Annotated in this window: 21 protein-coding genes; 8 read left to right on the top strand and 13 right to left on the bottom strand. The window is 61.1% G+C overall.

Going from position 1 to position 20,186, the window contains the following annotated elements:
- The first annotated feature begins 70 nt into the window (after window positions 1–70).
- Window positions 71–556, top strand: coding sequence for a glutathione peroxidase (locus ACXX81_RS14575; RefSeq protein WP_231423566.1), 486 nt, complete (start codon window positions 71–73; stop codon window positions 554–556).
- Between the two features lie 30 nt (window positions 557–586).
- Here ACXX81_RS14575 and ACXX81_RS14570 read toward each other — a convergent pair whose 3' ends face one another.
- Window positions 587–2,896 carry a hybrid sensor histidine kinase/response regulator gene (locus ACXX81_RS14570; RefSeq protein ID WP_231423591.1) on the bottom strand — a complete coding sequence of 770 codons (2,310 nt, stop codon included), beginning with the start codon at window positions 2,894–2,896 and terminating at the stop codon, window positions 587–589.
- 169 nt (window positions 2,897–3,065) lie between these two features.
- Between ACXX81_RS14570 and ACXX81_RS14565 the strand changes: the two genes are divergently transcribed.
- Both ACXX81_RS14565 and msrC read left to right on the top strand, forming a co-directional pair.
- Window positions 3,066–3,956, top strand: coding sequence for an ATP-binding protein (locus tag ACXX81_RS14565; RefSeq protein ID WP_209980523.1), 891 nt, complete (start codon window positions 3,066–3,068; stop codon window positions 3,954–3,956).
- Window positions 3,953–4,435, top strand: a complete 483-nt coding sequence (gene msrC, locus ACXX81_RS14560) for a free L-methionine (R)-S-oxide reductase MsrC (protein ID WP_231423567.1) — start codon at window positions 3,953–3,955, stop codon at window positions 4,433–4,435. The genes ACXX81_RS14565 and msrC overlap by 4 nt, the downstream gene beginning before the upstream one ends.
- On the opposite strand, the gene ACXX81_RS14555 is transcribed toward msrC, so the two are convergent.
- The 8 genes from ACXX81_RS14555 to ACXX81_RS14520 all read right to left on the bottom strand — a co-directional run bounded on the left by ACXX81_RS14555 (window position 4,436) and on the right by ACXX81_RS14520 (window position 13,245).
- Window positions 4,436–8,074 (bottom strand): transporter substrate-binding domain-containing protein, encoded by a 3,639-nt coding sequence (locus ACXX81_RS14555; RefSeq protein ID WP_458571935.1) that lies wholly within the window; start codon window positions 8,072–8,074, stop codon window positions 4,436–4,438.
- Window positions 8,075–8,082: 8 nt separating this feature from the next.
- Window positions 8,083–8,709 (bottom strand): response regulator transcription factor, encoded by a 627-nt coding sequence (locus tag ACXX81_RS14550; protein ID WP_209980529.1) that lies wholly within the window; start codon window positions 8,707–8,709, stop codon window positions 8,083–8,085.
- 254 nt (window positions 8,710–8,963) lie between these two features.
- Window positions 8,964–9,359: a response regulator gene (locus tag ACXX81_RS14545; protein ID WP_209980530.1), complete on the bottom strand. Its 396-nt coding sequence runs from the start codon at window positions 9,357–9,359 to the stop codon at window positions 8,964–8,966.
- Window positions 9,360–9,529: 170 nt separating this feature from the next.
- On the bottom strand, window positions 9,530–10,861 hold the full coding sequence (locus tag ACXX81_RS14540; protein ID WP_209980532.1) for a deoxyguanosinetriphosphate triphosphohydrolase: 1,332 nt from the start codon (window positions 10,859–10,861) through the stop codon (window positions 9,530–9,532).
- A 71-nt stretch (window positions 10,862–10,932) separates the two neighbouring features.
- A complete protein-coding gene (locus ACXX81_RS14535; RefSeq protein ID WP_209980534.1) occupies window positions 10,933–12,096 on the bottom strand; it encodes an EAL domain-containing protein in 1,164 nt (387 codons plus the stop codon).
- 103 nt (window positions 12,097–12,199) lie between these two features.
- Window positions 12,200–12,541, bottom strand: coding sequence for a hypothetical protein (locus tag ACXX81_RS14530; protein WP_003233325.1), 342 nt, complete (start codon window positions 12,539–12,541; stop codon window positions 12,200–12,202).
- Complete coding sequence (locus ACXX81_RS14525; protein ID WP_057008373.1) at window positions 12,538–12,927, bottom strand: phage holin family protein; 390 nt, start codon at window positions 12,925–12,927, stop codon at window positions 12,538–12,540. The genes ACXX81_RS14530 and ACXX81_RS14525 overlap by 4 nt, the downstream gene beginning before the upstream one ends.
- A 3-nt stretch (window positions 12,928–12,930) precedes the next feature.
- Window positions 12,931–13,245, bottom strand: a complete 315-nt coding sequence (locus tag ACXX81_RS14520; protein ID WP_057008372.1) for an ElaB/YgaM/YqjD family protein — start codon at window positions 13,243–13,245, stop codon at window positions 12,931–12,933.
- Window positions 13,246–13,464: 219 nt separating this feature from the next.
- Here ACXX81_RS14520 and ACXX81_RS14515 point away from each other — a divergent pair, with 219 nt between their 5' ends.
- The 3 genes from ACXX81_RS14515 (at window position 13,465) to ACXX81_RS14505 (ending at window position 15,070) form a co-directional block, all read left to right on the top strand.
- On the top strand, window positions 13,465–13,701 hold the full coding sequence (locus tag ACXX81_RS14515) for a glutaredoxin family protein (RefSeq protein WP_209980535.1): 237 nt from the start codon (window positions 13,465–13,467) through the stop codon (window positions 13,699–13,701).
- 74 nt (window positions 13,702–13,775) lie between these two features.
- Window positions 13,776–14,111, top strand: a complete 336-nt coding sequence (locus ACXX81_RS14510; RefSeq protein WP_458571934.1) for a transcriptional regulator — start codon at window positions 13,776–13,778, stop codon at window positions 14,109–14,111.
- 68 nt (window positions 14,112–14,179) lie between these two features.
- Window positions 14,180–15,070 carry a pseudouridine synthase gene (locus tag ACXX81_RS14505; RefSeq protein ID WP_209980537.1) on the top strand — a complete coding sequence of 297 codons (891 nt, stop codon included), beginning with the start codon at window positions 14,180–14,182 and terminating at the stop codon, window positions 15,068–15,070.
- A gap of 54 nt (window positions 15,071–15,124) precedes the next feature.
- Here the strand turns inward: ACXX81_RS14505 and ACXX81_RS14500 are convergent, their stop codons facing one another.
- The gene (locus tag ACXX81_RS14500) at window positions 15,125–15,346 is read right to left on the bottom strand and encodes a YgdI/YgdR family lipoprotein (RefSeq protein WP_015371619.1); all 222 of its coding nucleotides are present in this window, start codon (window positions 15,344–15,346) and stop codon (window positions 15,125–15,127) included.
- Window positions 15,347–15,427: 81 nt separating this feature from the next.
- The gene (mobA, locus tag ACXX81_RS14495; protein ID WP_458571933.1) at window positions 15,428–16,030 is read right to left on the bottom strand and encodes a molybdenum cofactor guanylyltransferase MobA; all 603 of its coding nucleotides are present in this window, start codon (window positions 16,028–16,030) and stop codon (window positions 15,428–15,430) included.
- 76 nt (window positions 16,031–16,106) lie between these two features.
- On the opposite strand from mobA, the gene moaB reads away from it, so the two are divergent.
- Together moaB and ACXX81_RS14485 are read left to right on the top strand one after the other, a co-directional pair.
- Window positions 16,107–16,646, top strand: a complete 540-nt coding sequence (gene moaB / locus ACXX81_RS14490) for a molybdenum cofactor biosynthesis protein B (RefSeq protein ID WP_057008368.1) — start codon at window positions 16,107–16,109, stop codon at window positions 16,644–16,646.
- On the top strand, window positions 16,630–17,856 hold the full coding sequence (locus ACXX81_RS14485; RefSeq protein WP_458571932.1) for a molybdopterin molybdotransferase MoeA: 1,227 nt from the start codon (window positions 16,630–16,632) through the stop codon (window positions 17,854–17,856). Before moaB ends, ACXX81_RS14485 begins: the two co-directional genes overlap by 17 nt.
- A gap of 375 nt (window positions 17,857–18,231) precedes the next feature.
- Here the strand turns inward: ACXX81_RS14485 and ACXX81_RS14480 are convergent, their stop codons facing one another.
- Both ACXX81_RS14480 and fliK read right to left on the bottom strand, forming a co-directional pair.
- Entirely contained in the window at window positions 18,232–18,561 is a 330-nt protein-coding gene (locus ACXX81_RS14480; RefSeq protein ID WP_209980545.1) for an EscU/YscU/HrcU family type III secretion system export apparatus switch protein, read from the bottom strand.
- Window positions 18,558–20,135, bottom strand: coding sequence for a flagellar hook-length control protein FliK (gene fliK, locus ACXX81_RS14475; RefSeq protein WP_231423576.1), 1,578 nt, complete (start codon window positions 20,133–20,135; stop codon window positions 18,558–18,560). The genes ACXX81_RS14480 and fliK overlap by 4 nt, the downstream gene beginning before the upstream one ends.
- Between the last annotated feature and the right edge of the window lie 51 nt (window positions 20,136–20,186).

The following is a 20,186-nucleotide window of genomic DNA, read 5'->3' as shown; positions in this document are numbered from 1 at the left end:
ATCGATGTAAATTGCGCACGATTGAGTTGCCCGCTATTTTTCAAACCCTTCCACTGATCGAGACTTTGTCATGGCCGACCCGCTGCTGAGCATCCCGTGCACCACCATCAAGGGTGAGCAGAAGACCCTGGCCGATTTTGCCGGCAAGGCCATCCTGGTGGTCAACACCGCCAGCAAATGCGGCTTCACCCCGCAGTACAAGGGCCTTGAACAACTCTGGCAGCAGTACAAGGACCAGGGCCTGGTGGTGCTGGGGTTTCCGTGTAATCAGTTCGGCAAGCAGGAACCGGGCGATGAAGGCGCGATTTCAGAGTTCTGCGAGCTGAACTTCGGCGTCAGCTTCCCGTTGTTCAAGAAAGTCGATGTCAACGGCAGCGATGCCCACCCCTTATTCGTTCAACTGAAAAAACAGGCGCCCGGCCTGTTGGGCTCCAAAGGCATCAAGTGGAATTTTACCAAGTTCCTGATTGGCCGCGATGGCCAGCAGGTCAAGCGGTTTGGTCCAACCACCAAGCCACAGGACCTGACCCTGGAGATTGAAGCGCTGCTCAAATGAGCGATGCGACGCGCATGTGCCTTGCGCAACTCACCGCGCTGCCGCCTCGGGAACCCACAGGTCCAGCAGCGCATTGAGTTCCTCGCGGCGGAATGGTTTGGCCAGGTAGTCATCCATCCCCGCCGCTCGGCAGCGCTCGCGTTCCTCGGACAGCGCATTGGCCGTCAACGCGACAATCGGCAGATCCGGCCAGCGGCCACTGCGGCGGATCTGGCGGCTGGCTTCGTAGCCGTCCATCACCGGCATGTTGCAGTCCATCAACACCATGTCAAAGCGCTGTTCCTCAAGAAACTTGAGCGCCTCGCCGCCATGGGCCGCCACGATCACTTCACAACCCAGCTTGGCGAGCATGCCTTTGGCCACCAATTGATTGACCGGGTTGTCCTCCACCAGCAGGATGCGCGCCCGGTGCGCCAGCGGCGCGGCTTCCCGCTGCACGGTATCGAGCGCCAACTGCGTGTCGCTGCGCAGGTTGCGTTGCAGGATCTGGTACAAGGCATTGCGGCTCAAAGGGCGCGCCTGTTGCTGCAAGGGCGCGAACGCGGCGACCTCTTCGCCGGGCATGAAATTGCCGTAGGCGGTGACCACGAGAATGGGCGCGGTAATGCCCGGGCGGATGCGGAACAGGCATTCCGGGCAGTCGGTGATCAGCAGGTCGGGCGTTTGCCCGGTCATGTCGTCATCCATCGTCAAACAGCGCGTGGTCAGCCCCCAGTGCGGCAGCAGCGAAGTGAGCAGCTCCGTCAGGCCGCTGCCGGTATGGGTGATCACCAGCACTTCACCTTTGAGCGGCGCCTGTCGGCTGGCGGGTAGATGGGTGGGCAACGGCAGTTCGGCGCAGAACTGGCTGCCAAAGCCCACCTCGGAACTGATGCTCAACCGTCCGTGCATGGCTTCACACAGGTTGTGGGTCAGCGCCAGGCCCAGCCCGGTGCCGCCAAACTGGCGGGTGATGCCGGCGCCGGCCTGGGTGAACGGCTGGAAGATCTTTACCTGCGCGTCCTGGGCGATACCGATGCCGGTGTCGCAGACCTCGATTTTTACCTGATCGCCCTGGGCGCTGAGCCGCACATCCACGCGGCCGAAGCGCGTGAACTTCAAGGCGTTGGAGAGCAGGTTGCTGACGATCTGCCGTACCCGCGTCGGGTCACCGAGCACCTGTGCCGGAAATTGCGGATCGATCAGGCAGGTCAGCTCGACGCTCGGCGCCGCATTCTGCGACAGCAGGTTGGCGGTGTCTTCCACCATTGAACCCAGGTCGAACGGGATGCGCTCCAGTTCCAACTGGCCCGCGTCGAACTTGGAGAGGTCGAGAATATCGTTGAGCAAGTCCACCAGCACCTTGCCGGAGTCGTGGGCGATGGACAGTTGCTGGCGCTGTTCGGCGTTCAGCGGGCTGTCCAGCGACAACGCGATCATGCCGAGCAAGCCATTGAGCGGCGTACGAATTTCGTGGCTCATGTTGGCCAGGAACGCTGCCCGCGCCTGTGCCATGCCCAGGGCGTTCATCTTCGCCGCCTCCAGCTCATCGTTGGATTGGCTCAGGCGCTGGTTGCTGGCCTTGAGCTCCAGAGTGCGCGCCGAAACGATATCTTCCAGCTGCCCCAGGTATTCGGTGAGGCGATCCTCGGCGTGGCGGCGCTGCTGGATTTCGGTTTGCATGTTGTCAAATTGCTGGTTGGCCACGTTGACCAGCACGCCGATCTCATCCTGCTCATGCCCTGGCGGGCAGTCCAGGCGCGCCTGCTTGCGGTCGCTCAATTCGCGAATGATGCGCACCAGTGGCTGCGTCAGCATCACGTAGAACAGGCCCAGCAGGATCCCGGTCAGCAAGAGGCTGCGCACGAACCCGTTGAGCAGAGTGATTTCGGCGCGGCGCAGGAAGCGGCTGCCAAAGGCATAAGTGTCAACGTCCAGGTACAGCACGCCGAGTGACTCGTCGGGCATGTGGCTGAGGAACAGACGGTCTTCGAATTGGCGATTGGCGCCAAACAGGAAATCGCTGATGGGACGATAGGTGCTTTCGCTGCGCGGCCGATTGACGTCCGCGAGTATCACGCCGTTGTTGTCGACCAGTTGCGCACGGATGATGGCGGGGGAGTGCAGCAGGCCCAGCGTCAACTCCTTGGCCAGTTCAGCGTCGATGTTGTAGGCGATGCGTGACGCCGGGTTATGGCTGATTTCGATCAGCGAGCGAATTTCACGGTTGATGGATGCGTCTTCGCTGGCATAATCAATGCCAATTTGCCCAAGGCTGAGCAAGGTTCCCAGGATGAAACCTACCAGCACAGTCAGTTTGGCTTGTTTATAAGACAAGCGGTGGGCGAACCTGATATCCATCGAGTGTTGAACCACTTCACGTTTCCTTTCGCCGGCAAGCATAGCTGAACATCCACAAGCCAAGGCTTGCCCGGCACGAATCGTTTATTTTTACAGGTGCAGCCTGTTGCGGCCAGCAGCACGGCTGCCAATACGCCATCTTTTGCAGGAACTTGCCAGAGGAATAGACGTGGACTCTCGATTGAACGCTTTTCTTGAGCGTGCCGACGCGGTACTCGCGCGGCTGGAACCCTTGTTACCCGCGCCCCGCCAAGCCATCGACTGGCATCAGTGCCTGGCCGCCCGTTGGCAGCGCGAAGGCCGCAGCGGCTTCCTGCTGCCGCTGGAGGTCAGCCTCGACATGCGCCTGTCCGACCTGATCGGCGTCGACAAACAGCGCGAGCAACTGGCGCGCAACACTCAGCAGTTTATTAACGGCCTGCCTGCCAACCATGCGTTGCTGTGGGGCTCGCGGGGCACCGGTAAATCTTCCATGGTGCGTGCCCTGCTGGCCGAGCACGCCAAGGCCGGCTTGCGCCTGATCGAGATCGAGCGCGACCACCTGGCCGATCTGCCGCGCGTGGTCGAGCAATTGCTCAAGCTGCCGCAGCGTTTCATCCTCTTCTGCGACGACCTGTCGTTTGAAGCCGGTGAGGGCGACTACCGCATCCTCAAGAGCGTGCTCGACGGCTCGCTCGAGCAGGCGCCGGACAACGTGCTGCTGTATGCCACCTCGAACCGCCGTCACCTGGTCCCGGAAAACCAGAGCGACAATGACAACTGGAAACGCGTCGACGGCGAGCTGCACCCCAGCGAAGCGGTTGAAGACAAGATTGCCCTGTCCGACCGATTTGGCTTGTGGCTGTCGTTCTATCCGTTTACCCAGGAGCACTTCCTCGATGTGGTCGAACACTGGATCGGCGAGCTGGCAAGCACGTCCGGGTTGCAGTGGCAGCGCGATGAAGCCCTCGACATTCTCGCCGTACGCTGGGCCACCGGACGGGGTAACCGCAACGGCCGTTGCGCGTATCAATTCGCCCGCTACTGGGTGGGTCTCAAATTGCTGGAGCGTCAACCATGATCGATTTGCAACACGCAGGCACCGGCCTGGACGGCTACGCCATGTTATGCGCGCAGTTGGAGTCGCTGCTGGCGGATGAGCGTGATTTCATCGCCAACAGCGCACAGTTTTCCGCGTTTCTGTACAACCAGTTGGACGACCTCAACTGGGCCGGTTTCTACCTCAATCGTAATGAAGAGCTGGTGCTGGGTCCGTTCCAGGGCCAGATTGCCTGTGTGCGTATTCCGTTTGGCCGCGGTGTATGCGGTGCGGCGGCGGCATCGCGACAAACCCAGCGGGTGGAGGATGTGCATGCGTTTGCCGGCCATATTGCCTGCGACAGCGCCTCGAACAGTGAACTCGTGGTGCCGCTGGTCAAGAATGGCCAGTTGATTGGCGTACTCGACCTCGACAGCCCGTCGCTGGCCCGCTTCACCGAGCAGGACCAGGCGGGTATCGAACAACTGGCGGCGATTTTTCTACGTTTGACGGATTGCTGATCAGCCTGGCGCCTTCAGGCTGTTGAGTTGTATGAGCAGCGTCCTCTCCAGCTCAAGCATGCCTTTTTCCAGGATTTTGATGGCCGCTTCGATTGCAGGCCAGTCATCTTCCCGGGCACAGGCCTGTTCCACGGTCTCGCACTGCGCGGCCAGAGTGCCGGCCTGGACGATGCGTGCAGCGCCCTTGATCTTGTGCGCCTGCTCGATGAACGCCTGGAGGCTCGCGCGCTGCGCGGTGAGGGCCATCAACTCCTGACGGTCATCACGACTGCTGCTCAATAACTCTTCCATCAGGCGGCGGCTCAATTGGGCGTCACCTCCCGTCAAGTGGTCGAGGCTGGCGAAGGCCGGCGGCGTGCCGCAGGATTGTCGCTCGACCTGCGCCAGTTGTCGCTCCAGCACCGTGAGGCTGATCGGCTTGAACAGGCAATCGTCCATGCCGGCCTCCTTGCAGCGCAGTTTTTCCTCCGGCTGGGCATTGGCGGTAAAGCCCAGCACCACACAGGGGGGGAGTTGCTCGCGCTGTTCATATTCGCGGATCGAGCGGCTCAACTCATAGCCGTTCATGATCGGCATGTTGCAGTCAGCGATGACCAGGTCGAAGCGTTCCTGACGCCACGCCTGGAAGCCGGCCGCACCGTGTTGGGCAGCGGTGAACTGATGCCCCAGATAGCCCAGTTGCTGGCACATCAGCAAGCGGTTGGCAGGGTGGTCATCCACCACCAGCACGTTGAGCACCGCAGCAGGGGCGGGGTCGGCCGGCTTTGGCTCGTCCACGCGCTCGACCGGCTGCAGGCTCGGCATTTTCAAATGGACATGCACCTGGGTGCCGACCATCGGCACACTGCTCAGGCTCAGTTGCCCGCCCATCATGGCGCACAGGCTGCGGCATATCACCAGCCCCAGACCTGCACCGCTCCTGGCCAGTTGCCCGGAATTGTCGGCCTGGGCGAAAGGTTCGAACAGGCGCATCTGGTCGTCACGGCTGATGCCGATACCGGTGTCCTCGACCACCAGCTTCATTTCCACCTGCTGGGGCTGGTCGGTGGGTTGCACGTCCACCTTGATCTTTACCTGCCCGTGTTCGGTGAACTTGATGGCATTGCTTACCAGGTTCGACAGCACCTGTTTGAAGCGCAGCGGGTCGATCAGCACTTCGGTAGCGTCCTGCTCCGGCTTGAACTCCAGCAGCAGGCTGAGGGTTTTCTGTCGCGCCAGTCCATCGAATACGCGCACCACCGACTCAATCACTTCTCGCAGATTCACGCGCTCCGGTGCCAGGCTCAAACGTCCGGATTCGATACGCGCGATGTCAAGGATATCGCCGATCAACTCCAGCAAGTCCTTGGCCGAGTTGTAGGCCACCTCGATGGCCGGACGATCAAGGTGGCCCTGGTCGGCGCGCTTGAGCGTCAGTTCGAGCATGCCGATCACCGCGTTCATCGGCGTGCGGATTTCATGACTCATGGTCGCAAGGAAGGTACTTTTTGCTCGATTGGCTTCGTCGGCGCGCTCCTTGGCCGCGCGCAGCTCGTCGAACAATTGGCGGCGATCACTGATATCGATCCAGCCACCGATGATGCCCTGGACCTCCCCGACCGAGTCGCGATAGGGAAGAATCCAGTGATAGATCGTCAGCTTTTTGCCCTGGATATGCAGGGTGCGATCCAGAATCAGCGGGTTGCCCTGCGCCACGACTCGCTGGTATTCGGCGTGGTACTGCGCAGCTTCCGCCTCGATGGCCATGTTCATCTGGGTCACGTTTTTGCCGATCACGTCTTCACGCTGGACGCCAAACGCCTGCAGGTAACTGTCGTTGCAGGTCTGCAGCAAACCACTGCGATCCCGTACATAGATCGGATGCGGGGTTTCATTGACCAGTGCGCGCATGAATTCGAACTGATCGTTGAGCGCCCGCTCAGCGCGTTTTCGCTGGGTGATCTGGCGGCGCATGTAGGCGTTCCAGGTCAGGGACGTGAGCAGTAACAGCCCGGCGCCGATGATGATTTGCGTGATCAGACGGTGGTAGTTGCGCCAGTAGCTGTCGGAGGCTGTGGAGTATCCCCGCCAGCGGCTGTTGATGATGCCCAGTTCATCCGGGGCAATGCTGAGCAATGCTTTATCGAGGATCGAACTCAGCTCGGTGGCTTCGCGCGACGTGGCCAGGGCAAAGGTGGCCGGAAGGGTGCCAATGCTGGTGCTGATCTGCAGCTTGTCCTGGAACACCTGGGAAGACAGCAGGTAATTGGCGATCACCAGCGAATTAACTGCGCCGTCCACCTGTCCCTGTGCCAGCAGTTCGGAGGCCTTGAAGGTATCGCCGGCCTCCACCTGTTGAATCAGCGGGAAGTCCTGGGCGAGCATGTTGACCAGCGGGTTGCCTTGGGTGATCGCCAGGCGTTTGCCTGCCATCTGTTCCAGGTTCAGTGGGGCTTTGGGCTCCTTGCGTGTCAACAGCACGTAGGAGTTTTCCAGATAGGGACGGCTGAAGTTCAGTTGGTTCTCCCGCTCATCGCTGGGAATAATTGCACCGATGATGTCGGCTTTTCCGGTGCTGACCTCTTCGATCATCGTGCTGACTTCACGCGTGCGCCGAATCTCGAAGCGCAGGCCGGTACGCAGCTGAATCAGTTCCAGCAAGTCGGCGGTGACGCCACGGAATTTGCCGTCTGCGTCAAAAAAGGTCAGCGGCGCGAAGGTTTCATTGACCAGCACGCTGACCACCGGATGTTCCTGCAGCCAACGCTCTTCGCGCGGCGTCAGGTGCAGCTTCTTGTCCGTCAGCAGGATATCGCTGCCGGCACTCCAGCGCTTGGCGATACTGTCTCGTTCGTTGATCGGCACCGCGGCCAGTACCGAATCGACAAGGGACAGCAGGATGCGTTGGTCCTGGCGTAACGCAAAGCTGAAACCATAGGCTTCATGTTTGCCGAAATTGGCCATGCGCACATTCTTCAGGTAGCCCTTATTGATCATGTAATGGGTGGAGATGGTATCGCCCAGAAACACGTCGGCCTGGTCGAACGCCACTGCATTCAAGGCGTTCTGGTACGAGGGATAGGTGCTGATGTGCGCTTGCGGGTACAGCTTTTCCACTTCGTCCAGCGGCAGGTAGTGATACACCAGGCTCAAGCGCAGCCCGGCCAGGTTATCGTTCAGGCTGCGGGTTTCTCCCTCGCGGGTCACCAGCACGGGTTGATCCACCGCGTACGGCTCCGACAGCACGAGGTTCGCGTTGGCGGCCTCGAAGCCATTGGCGGAGCCCAGCAGGTCTATGTCGCCCGATTCAAGGGCGCGGATTGCTGCCTCACGTGTGGGATAGCGCAATACTGTGATGGGCAGGTTCAGGGCATCGGCCAGCAGCCCTGCGTAGTCGGCGGTCAACCCCTCGTAGTCGCGACCGCTGGAGGTGAGGTCGAAGGGCGGGTAGTCGGGCGCAGCAGTCCCCAGCACCAGTTCGCGTTTGTTCTGCAACCATTGGCGCTGTGTCCTGTCCAGTCGAGACTCCAGTTGAACGGCACCCGCACGGCTCAGTAAGGTGAAGTGTTCCGGGCCGGTTTGATGATCGGCGGGCGCGGTCGTGCTGAAGCACACGCCGGCAATTAATATAACCAAATAGTCCTTTATACGGCTGGGCATCCGCTTTCTCACACTAGCGCGTTTCGTTTTGCCATCTCGATAAGTTCTACCAAGGACTTGGCTTTCAGTTTTTGCATAAGGCGTTTTTTATAAGTGCTCACGGTTTTATTACTCAAAAACATGCCTTTTGCTATTTCCTTGTTAGTACGGCCCTGGGCAAAAAGTTGCAAGACCATCAGTTCCCTGTCATTTACCATTTTAAATAATTCAAGTTCCTCCGCGTCGTTGCCGTCCGCGCTGCCGGCATTCAATGCCTGGCTGGGAAAATAGTTGTAGCCGGACAGTACGGCGCGGATGGCACTCAGCAGCTCACTCAGGTCACCCTCTTTGCACACGTAGCCGTCGGCGCCCGAGCGCATACAGCGCGTGGCGAACAGCGTCGGACATTGGGCGGTGAGGATCAGAGTCTTCATCGACGTGTTCATGGCGTTGAAACGGCAGAGCACTTCCAGGCCATCCAGTTTCGGAATGCTGATGTCCAGAATGATCAGGTCGGGCATGCATTCGCGCACCATCTGTATGGCGTCGCAGCCATTATCCGTTTCACCAACGACTTTATAACCTTCATGTTCCAGCAACATTCGAATCGCCAGCCTGATAACGGGATGGTCATCAATGATAAAAACGGTGTTCATAATCACATTCCATGCAAGTGCAAATAAAGCGGGCACATTAGCTCAGAAGATGAGGGGTGAGCATGAGCCTTGGGGAGACAGGTATAAAACAGGAAAATTCCTACATGAAAAAAGGTGGCAACCTACGCAGCGTTAAGGCTTTGTGGTATCTGGTGTAAGCAAATTTTGATGAAAAGTAATAACCGGTGGCACGAGGCAGATCACGTTGCTTTTCAAGTAATTTTTTTCGCAGCCTGATGTTTAAAATCCTACAGTCAGCGTTGAAATAGTGGCGCCATTAACATTGAAAGTTCGTCCTTGTTTAATGGTTTCGGTAAATAACCAAGAATGGGCAGGCCGCGTTGCAAGGCTTGCAGGGTCAGGTTGGAGAGCTCCATCGCTGGCAATCCGCTCAGTAGAATGGCACCGGTGATGAAATGCTGGCGGCTGGCAATTTCCACCAGCTCCAGCCCCGGCAGGTCAGGCAGGCACTGGTCGCAGAGCATAAGATCGAAAGGGGCTGTGGCGGTGCACATCGAATGGATGGCTTGTTCAGCGTTTTCTGCGAGGGTCAGTTGCTCGAAGCCGAAGCTTTTGAGCAGGCATTGGGTGGCCAGGAGTTGAAAGGGATGATCCTCCACCAACAGGATTCGAACGGTGCGAGCGGGCATGGAAGGCACACGGGGCAGTCAAGCGGCGATAGGGGGGCTTGGGAATGACTCGCTGAGTCGGCCAGAAGCGTGCGCGATTATTCTTTGGATAACTGCGCGAATTCGATCAGGCCGCTCTGTTAGCGTCGTAGGCAATTTCTGCTCAGATAACAGGCGGCGTGATCCCATGCTCACTTCGGGCTCGAACGCCCAGTCATCTCCCGTGCCATTTGCGTGGCGTAGCTGTCGGTCATGCCGGCGATAAAGTCGATCATTCGCAGGAACGAGGCGTGCAGCGGCCAGGCCGGGTCCGGCGCACTGTTGCCCAGCAGGTCGAGGATGCGCCGGTTCTTGAACGACGGCGTACGCCCGCCATGCTGCTCAAGGGCGGCACCGCAAAAAGCGTTCAGCAGGATTTCCAGCGTGGTGTAGGCGCCGATTTCATGCAGGGTCTTGCGCTTGTCCTGGAATATTTTCTTGCGCGCCATGTCCTTGGCATCCAGTACGCAGCGCTTGGCCGGGCCGTGCATGTGCTCCACCAGATCGCCCGGCAGGGTGCCGGCCAACAAGGCGTCCTGCTGTTCAACGAAGGCGCGCGCGGCTGCGTTGGTGAGGTGCTCGATGGCCTTGCCGCGCAGGATTGCCAGCTTGCGCCGCCGCGAATCCTCGGCGCCCAGCTGCCGGTAGGTCTGCGGCAGGTCGTCGCCCACCAGGTCGAGCAGCAATGACTCGACCTCGGCGTATTGCAGCAGCTCCATTTCCAGGCCGTCTTCCAGGTCGATCAAGGCATAGCAGATGTCGTCTGCGGCTTCCATCAGGTAAACCAGCGGATGGCGAGCCCAGCGTTGTTCCTCAAGTTGCGGCAGGCCGAGCTTGTGGGCGATCTGTTCGAGGATCGGCAGCTCGCTCTGATAGCAGCCGAACTTGTGCTTCTTGTAGCCCAGGGCATCGGCGTGGCGTGCGGTCCAGGGGTATTTCAGGTAGGTGCCCAGGGTGGCGTAGGTCAGGCGAGTGCCACCGTCGAACTGGTGGTATTCCAGCTGGGTGAGTACGCGAAAGCCCTGGGCATTGCCTTCGAAATTGAGGAAGTCGTTGCGCTCGGCGCCGCTCATGTCGTCCAGCCAGCCACGCCCGGCGGCCTGCTGAAACCAGTGGCGGATGGCGTCTTCGCCCGAATGACCGAATGGCGGGTTGCCGATGTCGTGGGCCAGGCAGGCCGATTGCACCACCATGCCCAGGTCGCTCGGGTCGCACCAGTCGGGCAGGGCGCTGCGCAGGGTTTCGCCCACGCGCATGCCCAGGGAGCGGCCGACGCAGCTGACTTCCAGGGAGTGGGTCAGGCGCGTGTGGATGTGGTCGTTACTCGACACCGGATGCACCTGGGTCTTGCGGCCGAGGCGGCGGAATGCGCCGGAGAAAATGATGCGGTCATGGTCTTTGTGAAACGGGCTGCGGCCTAGTTCTTCGGGGCTGTGCAGGGGTTTTCCAAGACGTTCGCGGGTCAGCAGGGTGGGCCAATCCAAGGCGGTTACTCTCCGTGCGGTGAATGACCCGCCCAGCTTCCCGGTTCCGCCCTGGCGGGGCAAGCAAAAATCTACAGACCGGCTGCATCGATGTCGATTAACAGCAAACGCTGACCGTTGTCGAAGAATTGTCCGGCCGTGAGGCAGTACTGGTTGGTGGTGGCGTCGCGGTAGGTCGAGGACAGGATCAGGCGCCGCTCTTCCCAGCCTTCGGCCAGCAAGTGATAGAAGTACGGGCGCCATGACCAGTTGTGGCCCAGGTAGTGGCTGTCGCTGTGCCAGGCAGACTCGCGCCATTCGATATTGGGTGTGAGCTGGGTACCGTGGCGGTCGCACTGGTAGAACCGCAACAGCCAGGGGAAATCCGTCAGGGGCGGTAATTGGTTCAGCGGCGCCTGGCCCTGGGCCCAGCCCTGCAGGATGCTCATCAGCTGCGTCAATTGCTCGCGCAGGTGCATGACGCGCCCGCGTTCTGCCAGTTTCTGCTGCACGTACGCGTTGCGAAGGTGGGCAAAGCGCGGCACGAAGGTATCGGTGGCAAACCAGTCCAACTGTGCCTGGGCAAACAGGTAGCCCTGCACATAGCGCGAGCCACATTCCAGGGCGAAGCTCAGTTGGGCTTCGGTTTCCACGCCTTCGGCGATGATCCAGCAGCCGGTCTTTTCCGCCATCTGCGCCAGTGCCCGCACGACATCGCTGCTCGGCCCGCCTTCGGCCGCCGCCTGGAACAGCCGCATGTCCAGCTTGAGGATGTCCGGCTGCAGCGCCAGCACCCGGTCGAGCTGGGAATAGCCGGCGCCAAAGTCATCAATGGCGATACGCGCACCGGCCTCGCGATAACGCACCACTACATCGGCCAGGCGCTGGATATTGCCGCCCAGCTCGGTGATCTCGAACACAATGCGTCGTGGGTCGACACCGTGGGTCTGCAGCTGCTTCAGGCTCGGCAGTGCCTGGCCCGGGCGCAGGCGATTGATCCAGCGAGGCGAGATATTCAGGCTCAGGAACCAGTCCTGCGGCGCTTCATGCAGGCGGCTCAGGGCGTTATCGCGGATCCGCCGGTCCAGGCGACGCAACGCCGCTCCCGGCGTGCGTGGGTCGGCGAACAGCGGGCCTACCGATTGCAGGCTCCCGTCAGCCTGGCGCAGGCGACCCAAGGCTTCGACGCCGGCAATGCGCCCGGTTGCGGTATCGATAAACGGCTGGAAACAGGCGAGCGGTTGCCCGTCGATCACGGGGCCTCCTTAGCACGTGGGCAAAAAAAGACCCGACCCTCGATATCGAGGGCCGGGCCGTTTCTATCTTTGACGATACTTGCAAGATTGCAGCCAGCAACGCTTAGCGTTTGCGTGAAGCGCCTGCCATCGCCAGTTTGATCAGCGGGATCAAGCCGGCGCCCAGCCGCACCAAGCGTGTCACGCTGCTGATGCTGCCGCTTTTGGCACCCTTGCCGGTGAAGAATCCCATCAGGGTCACCGCTGCCATACCCCACAGTGGCGCGTGCTTGACGCCCAGGCTGTCCTGCCAGTTATGACGCATGTCGCGCATCTTGTGCAGGGGCGCCATCAATTGCTGGGACTCGTGGCGAATCTCCTGGCGGTGCATTTCCATGCGCAGGCGAATCAACGCCTTGCGCATGTCGCGGCGGGAGTCGGTGTTCACAACTTCATTGCGGCTCATGGCAACAGGCGCTCCCGATCATTGGCCAGCTCTTCGAGGGTGGCGTGGAACGGCGTGGATTCGTCGAACACCGCCGCTTTCAAACGCACCCCGCAGAAGGCTGCAGCCAGGCTGTAGAACACACACAGGCAGATAATGCCGGTCAGACGATAACCGGTGTCCCACACCAGGATCATCACCAGGGTCGACAGCCCCACCAGTAATAGCAGCGCAAACACCAGCGCCAGGCCGGCGAACAGCAGCAGGCTGACGGTACGGGCTTTCTGTTCCTGCAATTCGATGCCAAACAACTCGACGTGACTGTGCAGCAAGCCCAGTACGGCTGCGCCCAGACGTCGTGAAGTCGAACCTTGGCCCGTGGACGAGCCGCTTTCGCCGATAGCCATGATTTAGCGCCTTGTAGCCAGCAGACCGATCAAAAAGCCTACGCCGGCAGCGATGCCGACAGACTGCCAGGGGTTGGCCTGCACGTAATCTTCAGTCGCGGTGACGGCCGCCTGCCCGCGCTCGCGCAGGGAATCTTCGGTGGTTTGCAGGGTTTCGCGAGCCTTGAGCAGGCTCTCGTGGATCTTGCTGCGCAGCTCGTCAGCCTGGTCGCCGGCGAGGATGGCGGTGTCGTCCAGCAGCTTTTCGGTATCGCTTACCAGGGTTTGAAAATCCGCCATGAGTATCTCTTGGGCGGTCTGTGCTGTTTTTCTGGCCATGGTTATCTCCGTGATGGGCTGATCGGTACGTGTGGTTTCGAGTCGCGGGCGGTGCCGAAGGTTCAGTGTAATTGTCTGCCGACGCTTTTGCCGCACCTTGGTGCGCGGGCCTCGCGGTTGCGCTGAATGCGGGCGGTGGGGCCGTGAGCCTTGCAAGGCTGTGCCGGGCACCTGAAACGCTTAGAATGAGTGCCTGTTTTTTGATCAGGTCCCCACATCATGCTGCCTGAATGCCAGCTGTTCGGCACCCTGAGTTGCCATCTTTGTGAGATAGCCGAGGCCGAAATCATGCCGTTGGTCGAACACGGGTTGTGGGTCGAACGGGTGGATATCACCGCTCCCAAGGACCTTACCGACCTCTACGGCCTAAGGATTCCGGTACTTCGCCGGGTGGACACGGGGGCCGAACTCGACTGGCCGTTCGACACTGCCCAGGTGATTGCCTTCCTCGGCTGACATACAGGCCATGGCGGATTTCCGAATATTACTTTACTGTATGTTTGTACAGCGATTGAATTGAGGGAACGCCCGTGGTGAATGTTGAACAACTGAAAAGCAGCGTCAATCGCATGTCCGTCGACATTGTGCGCGATGCGGTGAGCGAGCTGCGCCTGGACGGCCTGGTCACGGAAGGCAAGACGCCGTTCAACAAAGTGCACTTCAACACCTGCTTTGCGGAAATCGAGGCATTGTTTCAGCGTGCCGGTTATCACAAACAGTTGGATGTGGTGGGTTACCAGGGCTTGTTGTACGCGCTCTATGATCCTGGTCGCTGGGAAGCGGTAGACGTGTTGCGCTGGCTCAAGGAGTTCACCGAAGCCGCCAGTGCCTCGCCGATTCTGCGCACGCAGTTGGTCAAGGCCTGAGATCTGCCCTAGGCTCAATCCCGCTCCATGCGGGATAATGCCGGCCTGTTTCAGCCAAGGTCTCACGCATGTCCACTTCCGGTTTTTCCGCCTCCCGGCACCAAGCCAGTACCTTGTATTTGCCTCCTGGCCGTTGGCCTACGGTGCTCGAATGCCTGTGTGCGCATTTTCCGGCGATCAGTCGTGAGCAATGGCTGGACCGTATCGCCCGTGGCAGGGTGCTGGACAGCGACGGCAAGGCGATCGACACGCAACTGCCCTACAGAGAGGGCTTGTGCATCCATTACTTTCGTGAAGTGCCCAACGAGAAAGTGATCCCGGTGCAGGAAACCATCCTCTACGCCGACGAACATCTGGTGGTGGCCGACAAACCGCATTTTTTGCCGGTGACGCCTGCCGGTGAGTACGTCGAACAGACCCTGTTACGCCGTCTGATTCATCGCCTGGACAACCCTTCGCTGGTGCCCCTGCATCGGATTGACCGACACACCGCCGGGCTGGTGCTGTTTTCTGCCAACCCCCGCAGCCGCTCGGCCTATCAGCAACTGTTTCCCACGCGGCGCATCGACAAATTCTACGAAGCCATCGCCCCGGCCTTACCCGACCTCGTCTTTCCCCTGGTGCACAAAAGTCGCCTGGTGGAGGGCCAGCCGTTCTTTCGCATGCAGGAAGGACCTGGCGTCAGCAATACCGAAACGGCGGTGGAAGTGCGCGAAAAAAACGCCGGATTGTGGCGCTACGGCCTGTTTCCCGTCACCGGCAAGAAGCACCAGTTGCGCGTGCACATGACGGCGCTTGGCGCGAGTATCTGCAACGATCCGTTCTATCCGGACGTGATCAAGGATGCCGAAGACGACTATGCCAACCCCCTCAAACTGCTGGCCCAGGGCGTGCGGTTTATCGACCCGGTCACCGGACAGCAACGCAGTTTTCGCAGCGGTATCACCCTCGACTGGTAACCCGCACAAACAAAAAGGCCCGCGCGAGGCGGGCCTTGTGTGCAAGCCGTGGGCTTACAGCTCTTTAACGGTACGAACCTGGTCTTTATTCAGGCGGGTGCGCTTGCCGTCCAGTTGTTCGAACTCGTAGAAGCCCGACGACTTGTCGAACGACGGGGTATCGACGGCCTGGATTTCGCGACCGTCATTCAGGGTGATCACTGTCGGCGAGGCGCAACCGGCGAGGGTGGCAAGGCCCAGTGCAAGCATGAGAGCGGCGATGGTCCGTTGAGTCATGAGTTTGTCTCCGAGAGAATACTGCTTCTTAATGGCTGACCTTGAGACGTGTAAGACGCCTGCAAGTTCCTTGTGCGAGGCTCATTCTGACACGCCGGACCTTTGAAGCAACAGGTCCGGCGTATTCAGGTTGGCCAGGCGCGGGTCATCAGTCGGGCACTGCAGGCCGATTGCACCGCATTGCAGGAAGATTCTGCGCGGGCTGCGCTCACCGGCGTCCCAGGCCCGTTGCACTTCGGCTCCGAGCGCCGTGGGAATAATGCAGATCAAGGGTTCCCAGTATTCGCCATGGCGCACCATGACCGGCAGCCGAGGATTGCGTTGCGCCGTCTCACGAAGGTCGGCAAGCAATCGCGCATCGATCTGCGGTACGTCGCACGGGAGTATCAGCAAATGCGCATGACGTGCGGCGGCCAGTCCCACACGAATGCCTGCCAAAGGCCCGGAAAAATCCGCATCGTCGTCGCTCACCAGTTGATCGGCATACGGCGCGTACCGTTCATGGTTACGGTTGCACGAGATGATCAGGTCATCGGTGAGCGGTCGCGTCAGGCGCTGCAGGTGGGCGATCAGGGGCTGGCCGCGCCAGTCCAGCAGGCCCTTGTCCTGACCGCCCATGCGCTGGCCGCGGCCTCCGGCCAGCAGCAGGACCGAGCAGGGCAGTGGGGAAGAATCAACAGACATGGCGGCTCCGCAGCGGCAGCTCAACAGGGGCCTGTGATATAACACCGGGCTGTTCCTTCGACAACCGGACCGAGCCATGAAAGCCAAGGCTGATGCGCCTTTCGTACCCCTGAATATTGCCGTACTGACTGTCAGCGACACCCGCACCCTGGACACCGACACCTCGGGCCAGGTCTTCGTTGACCGTCTCACCGCCGCCGGCCACCGTCTGGCCGAACGCGTATTGCTCAAGGACGACCTCTACAAGATTCGCGCCCAGGTGGCCCACTGGATCGCCGAAGACGTGGTGCAAGTGGTATTGATCACCGGCGGCACCGGCTTCACCGGCCGCGACAGCACCCCCGAAGCCGTAAGCTGCCTGCTCGACAAGCAGGTCGATGGCTTTGGCGAGCTGTTTCGCCAGATTTCCGTGGCCGATATCGGCACCTCCACCGTGCAGTCCCGCGCCCTCGCCGGCCTGGCCAATGGCACGCTGGTGTGCTGCCTGCCGGGTTCCACCAACGCGGTGCGCACCGGCTGGGACGGCATCCTCGCTGAGCAACTGGATAACCGCCATCGGCCCTGCAACTTCGTACCCCATTTGAAGCAGGCCGAGCCCTGTGAATCACGTGGGTAAGCCCGGCAAGACCGGCGCCCTGATGCCGGTGGAAGAAGCCCTGCAACGCTTGCTGGACATGGCTGACGCAGCGCGCATTAGCGAGCGCGAAGTGCTGATGCTGGCTGACGGCGATGGCCGTGTGCTGGCGCAGGATTTGGTGTCCACCCTCGACCTGCCACCCTGGCCCAACAGCGCCATGGACGGCTACGCGCTGCGTCTGGCGGACTGGAATGGCGAGCCATTGGCGGTGAGCCAGCGCATCTTCGCCGGCCAGGCGCCGAGGCCGCTGGCGGCAGGTACTTGTGCACGGATCTTCACCGGTGCGCCGCTGCCGGAGGGCGCCGACTGCGTGGAAATGCAGGAAAACGCGGTGGTTCACGCCGATGAGCGCGTGAGTTTCAGCGAGCCGTTGCAGGCGCAGCAGAACATCCGCCCCCAGGGCCAGGAAACCACCGTCGGCGATAAGGTCCTGGCCGCCGGCACGCGCCTGGGCCCCATAGAGCTGGGGCTGGCTGCGTCGCTTGGACGTGATCGCCTGGACGTGGTGCGCCGCGTGCGCGTGGCCGTGTTGTCGACCGGTGATGAGTTGATCGAACCCGGGCTGCCCCTGGGCCCAGGCCAGATCTACAACAGCAATCGCCGCGTATTGTGCAGTTGGCTAACGCGCATGGGCTGTGAAGTGATCGACGCCGGCATCCTCCCGGATGATCTTGAACAGACCCGTACGCGCCTGGCAGGCCTTGGCAGCGTCGACCTGATCCTGTCCACCGGCGGTGTTTCCGTAGGCGAAGCGGACTTCCTTGGCATCGCTCTGCGTGAAGAGGGCGAACTGGCCCTGTGGAAGCTTGCGATCAAACCCGGCAAGCCGCTGACGTTCGGACATTTTCGTGGCGTGCCGGTGATCGGCCTGCCCGGCAATCCAGCGTCCACCCTGGTGACCTTCGCGCTGCTGGCCCGGCCTTACCTGTTGCGCCGCCAGGGCGTGCCTGACGTCGAGCCGCTGCGTTTCGACGTACCGGCGGGATTCGTCTGGCCCAAGCCCGGCAACCGCCGCGAATACCTGCGCGGGCGCATCGAGCAGGGCCAGGCGATCATCTACCGCAACCAGAGCTCCGGCGTGCTGCGCAGTGCGGCGTGGGCCGAGGGTTTTGTGGAAGTGCTGGAAGGCACCACGCTGGCTCTCGGAGACCGCGTCAGCTTCATCCCTTTGAGCGAAGTCTTGAACTGACCACCGATCCCACTGTGGGCGAGGGTAAGCCCTCGCTTGTATCAAACAAAAAATAACCTGTTGATTTTAAAGCCTGAAGTTTCAAGTAACCCAATCTCTGTGGCGAGCGGGCTTGCCCCGCGTTGGGGTGCGAAGCGCCCCCCAATCGAGCAAAACGCGGTGTACCTGATACGGCTCAGCGCCTGGCTTTGGGGCTGCTGCGCAACCCAACGCAGGACAAGCCTGCTCGCCACAGGGAATCTGCGCTTAACTGAACGGCATTAGGGCAAGCCCGCTCGCCACAGAGAACGCGCCCGCCACAGAGGCGCCAGTTTGCTGCGCAAACGTGCTAAGTCGAAGATTTGGCTGAGCCTCCCACATTGAGTTATGGGTGCTTCAGTAATCGTCGCCGCGTTCGGTAACGTCGCGCTCCACCGGCCCTGCATCCGGGTCGTAGCCCACCGGGAATTTACCTTTCAGCGTCCACGCAAACGCGATGATCTCCGCGATGGTGCGGTACAACTCTTCGGGAATACTGTCGCCCAGTTCCATGCGCGCCAGCAGCTTCACCAGCTCGGCATTCTCATAAATGGGCACTTCGTTTTCCCGGGCCAGCTTGAGAATGGCTTCGGCCAGGGCGTCGTCGCCCTTGGCGGTGAGGGTCGGTGCCTGCTGGCCGTCGTACTTGAGGGCAATCGCCTGGCGGGGTGAGTGGGCGTCATTCATGCGGTTTCATCCACCCAGCGTTGTTCCAGTCCGGTTTTGGGGCCGCGTGGCGGTGTGCCCAAATGGCAATCGAGGTCGCCGACGTTGATGCCGGATGTCACCAGGCGTTCGCGCAACGTGCCCAGATGGCTTTCGATCAGGCTGGCCGTAAACGGCCGTGTCGCCCACAACTGGCTGGACAGTTTGCCCTGGCTCAACTGCGCCTGGACCTGCAACGGCCCCAGCGGCTCCATGTCGAACGCCAGCTCGACGCGCCAGAGCATCTGCCTGGCGTCCTTGCTGGCCTTGCGTTCGGGCTCATCCTTGTCCGGCGCGGGCTCTTCGCGCTGGAACTTGACCTGCAACGGCACGATGTCCTGCAGGTTGCGCATGGGGATTTCCATTTGCCAGGTGCTTTGCAGGCGGCCATCGGCGGTGAGGCCGGTTTGTTCCAGGCTCGACAGTTGATGGCTCTGTAGCCGGGAAATCGCTCCGGCCGCCAGGCGCAGCAGGTTTTCCAGATCGCCTTCGCCTTCCAGTTTCGCCATCAGCCGCTCGGGCAACGGGAAGCCGGCGGGCGCCTGGCGCGCGCCGACCTGTCCGAGCGTACCGAGCGGGCTGCGCACGAAATTCGGCATGGCCTGGGCCAGTGTGTTGGCGGCAAGAATGGCGCCCAGGTGGGTGGACGCGGGCAGGGCGGGCAGCAGGTCGGCGACCAGGCGCAGCAGCGCGCCTTTCATATCCAGCGGCGGAATCTGCGGGTTTTGCCCGACCAGTAATCTGGCTTCAAGAAAAGCGCCGCTGTTCTGGATCACTTGCGCCAGCACCTTGGGATTGCTCACCTGGGCCAGATCCGGCAATGCCGCCAACAAGCGGTCGGCCGCTGCGCGCAGATCGGCTGAGACGCTGTCGCCACGGGGCAGGTTCTGCAGGGCGGTGAACACCGCATCCAGCGAGCCCTGACGACTTTGCTGGGTCGCGAGCTGCTGGGTGACGGCCAGTTGGTCCTGAAGCCCGCTCAGCGGCACAAAATTCAGCGTTTGCGCATTCTGCACCACGGCGCTGAGCAAGCTGCCCACCCGCAACGGCTGCGGGCTCTCTACGGTCAGTGTGGCGCCAGCCAAGGCATTATTGAGCACCGTGACCAGCGAGCGGTAGACCGCCGGTTGCGCAGTGCCCTGGGGCAGCACCTGGGTGGTCAGCACCTTGGCCTGCAACAGCGTGCCGACCGGCAACTGCTCGGTGTCGAGACTGGTCAGGGCGGCGACATTGGCGCTCATGGCCTGCTGCAGACTCAACGTCAGGTTGCCTGCCTGCGTCTGGCTGACTGCGACGTTACTGCCCAACGGCAGCGGTTGCGGGCTGCTGGCCTGCACCAGCGTCTGGCGGCCGCCGTCGAGCGTCAGCTTGAGCAGCAACTGAAACGCCTCACCGCCTTGTTTGAGCGCGATGACTTCGGCATTCGCGGTTTTTCCCGCGTCGATCAGCCCGACCTGTGGCTCCAGCAGTTTCAGCAACTGGCCCACCGCGGGCGCAGCACTGGGCCCTGCCGCCGGGACGGGAGCAAGCGTGGGAAGGTTGATTTCACCGGTCATCGTGCGCGCCATCTCTGGGGAAATTGCCCTCTTTAGCGTAGGACATCGCAT

Source organism: Pseudomonas sp. GNP013, from assembly GCF_054343995.1.
Note: the sequence above shows the minus strand (reverse complement) of the source record. Positions and strands in the feature narration are given on the sequence as shown.

Bases quoted from the DNA above. Each gene is read 5' to 3' on its own strand.
- fliK (WP_231423576.1), bottom strand. From the start codon at position 20,135: ATGACCGGTGAAATCAACCTTCCCACGCTTGCTCCCGTCCCGGCGGCA.
- ACXX81_RS14515 (WP_209980535.1), top strand. From the start codon at position 13,465: ATGCTGCCTGAATGCCAGCTGTTCGGCACCCTGAGTTGCCATCTTTGT.
- ACXX81_RS14555 (WP_458571935.1), bottom strand. From the start codon at position 8,074: ATGCCCAGCCGTATAAAGGACTATTTGGTTATATTAATTGCCGGCGTG.
- ACXX81_RS14525 (WP_057008373.1), bottom strand. From the start codon at position 12,927: ATGGCTATCGGCGAAAGCGGCTCGTCCACGGGCCAAGGTTCGACTTCA.
- ACXX81_RS14575 (WP_231423566.1), top strand. From the start codon at position 71: ATGGCCGACCCGCTGCTGAGCATCCCGTGCACCACCATCAAGGGTGAG.
- ACXX81_RS14545 (WP_209980530.1), bottom strand. From the start codon at position 9,359: ATGCCCGCTCGCACCGTTCGAATCCTGTTGGTGGAGGATCATCCCTTT.
- msrC (WP_231423567.1), top strand. From the start codon at position 3,953: ATGATCGATTTGCAACACGCAGGCACCGGCCTGGACGGCTACGCCATG.
- ACXX81_RS14530 (WP_003233325.1), bottom strand. From the start codon at position 12,541: ATGAGCCGCAATGAAGTTGTGAACACCGACTCCCGCCGCGACATGCGC.
- ACXX81_RS14520 (WP_057008372.1), bottom strand. From the start codon at position 13,245: ATGGCCAGAAAAACAGCACAGACCGCCCAAGAGATACTCATGGCGGAT.
- ACXX81_RS14500 (WP_015371619.1), bottom strand. From the start codon at position 15,346: ATGACTCAACGGACCATCGCCGCTCTCATGCTTGCACTGGGCCTTGCC.
- mobA (WP_458571933.1), bottom strand. From the start codon at position 16,030: ATGTCTGTTGATTCTTCCCCACTGCCCTGCTCGGTCCTGCTGCTGGCC.
- ACXX81_RS14550 (WP_209980529.1), bottom strand. From the start codon at position 8,709: ATGAACACCGTTTTTATCATTGATGACCATCCCGTTATCAGGCTGGCG.
- moaB (WP_057008368.1), top strand. From the start codon at position 16,107: ATGAAAGCCAAGGCTGATGCGCCTTTCGTACCCCTGAATATTGCCGTA.
- ACXX81_RS14505 (WP_209980537.1), top strand. From the start codon at position 14,180: ATGTCCACTTCCGGTTTTTCCGCCTCCCGGCACCAAGCCAGTACCTTG.
- ACXX81_RS14570 (WP_231423591.1), bottom strand. From the start codon at position 2,896: ATGGATATCAGGTTCGCCCACCGCTTGTCTTATAAACAAGCCAAACTG.
- ACXX81_RS14480 (WP_209980545.1), bottom strand. From the start codon at position 18,561: ATGAATGACGCCCACTCACCCCGCCAGGCGATTGCCCTCAAGTACGAC.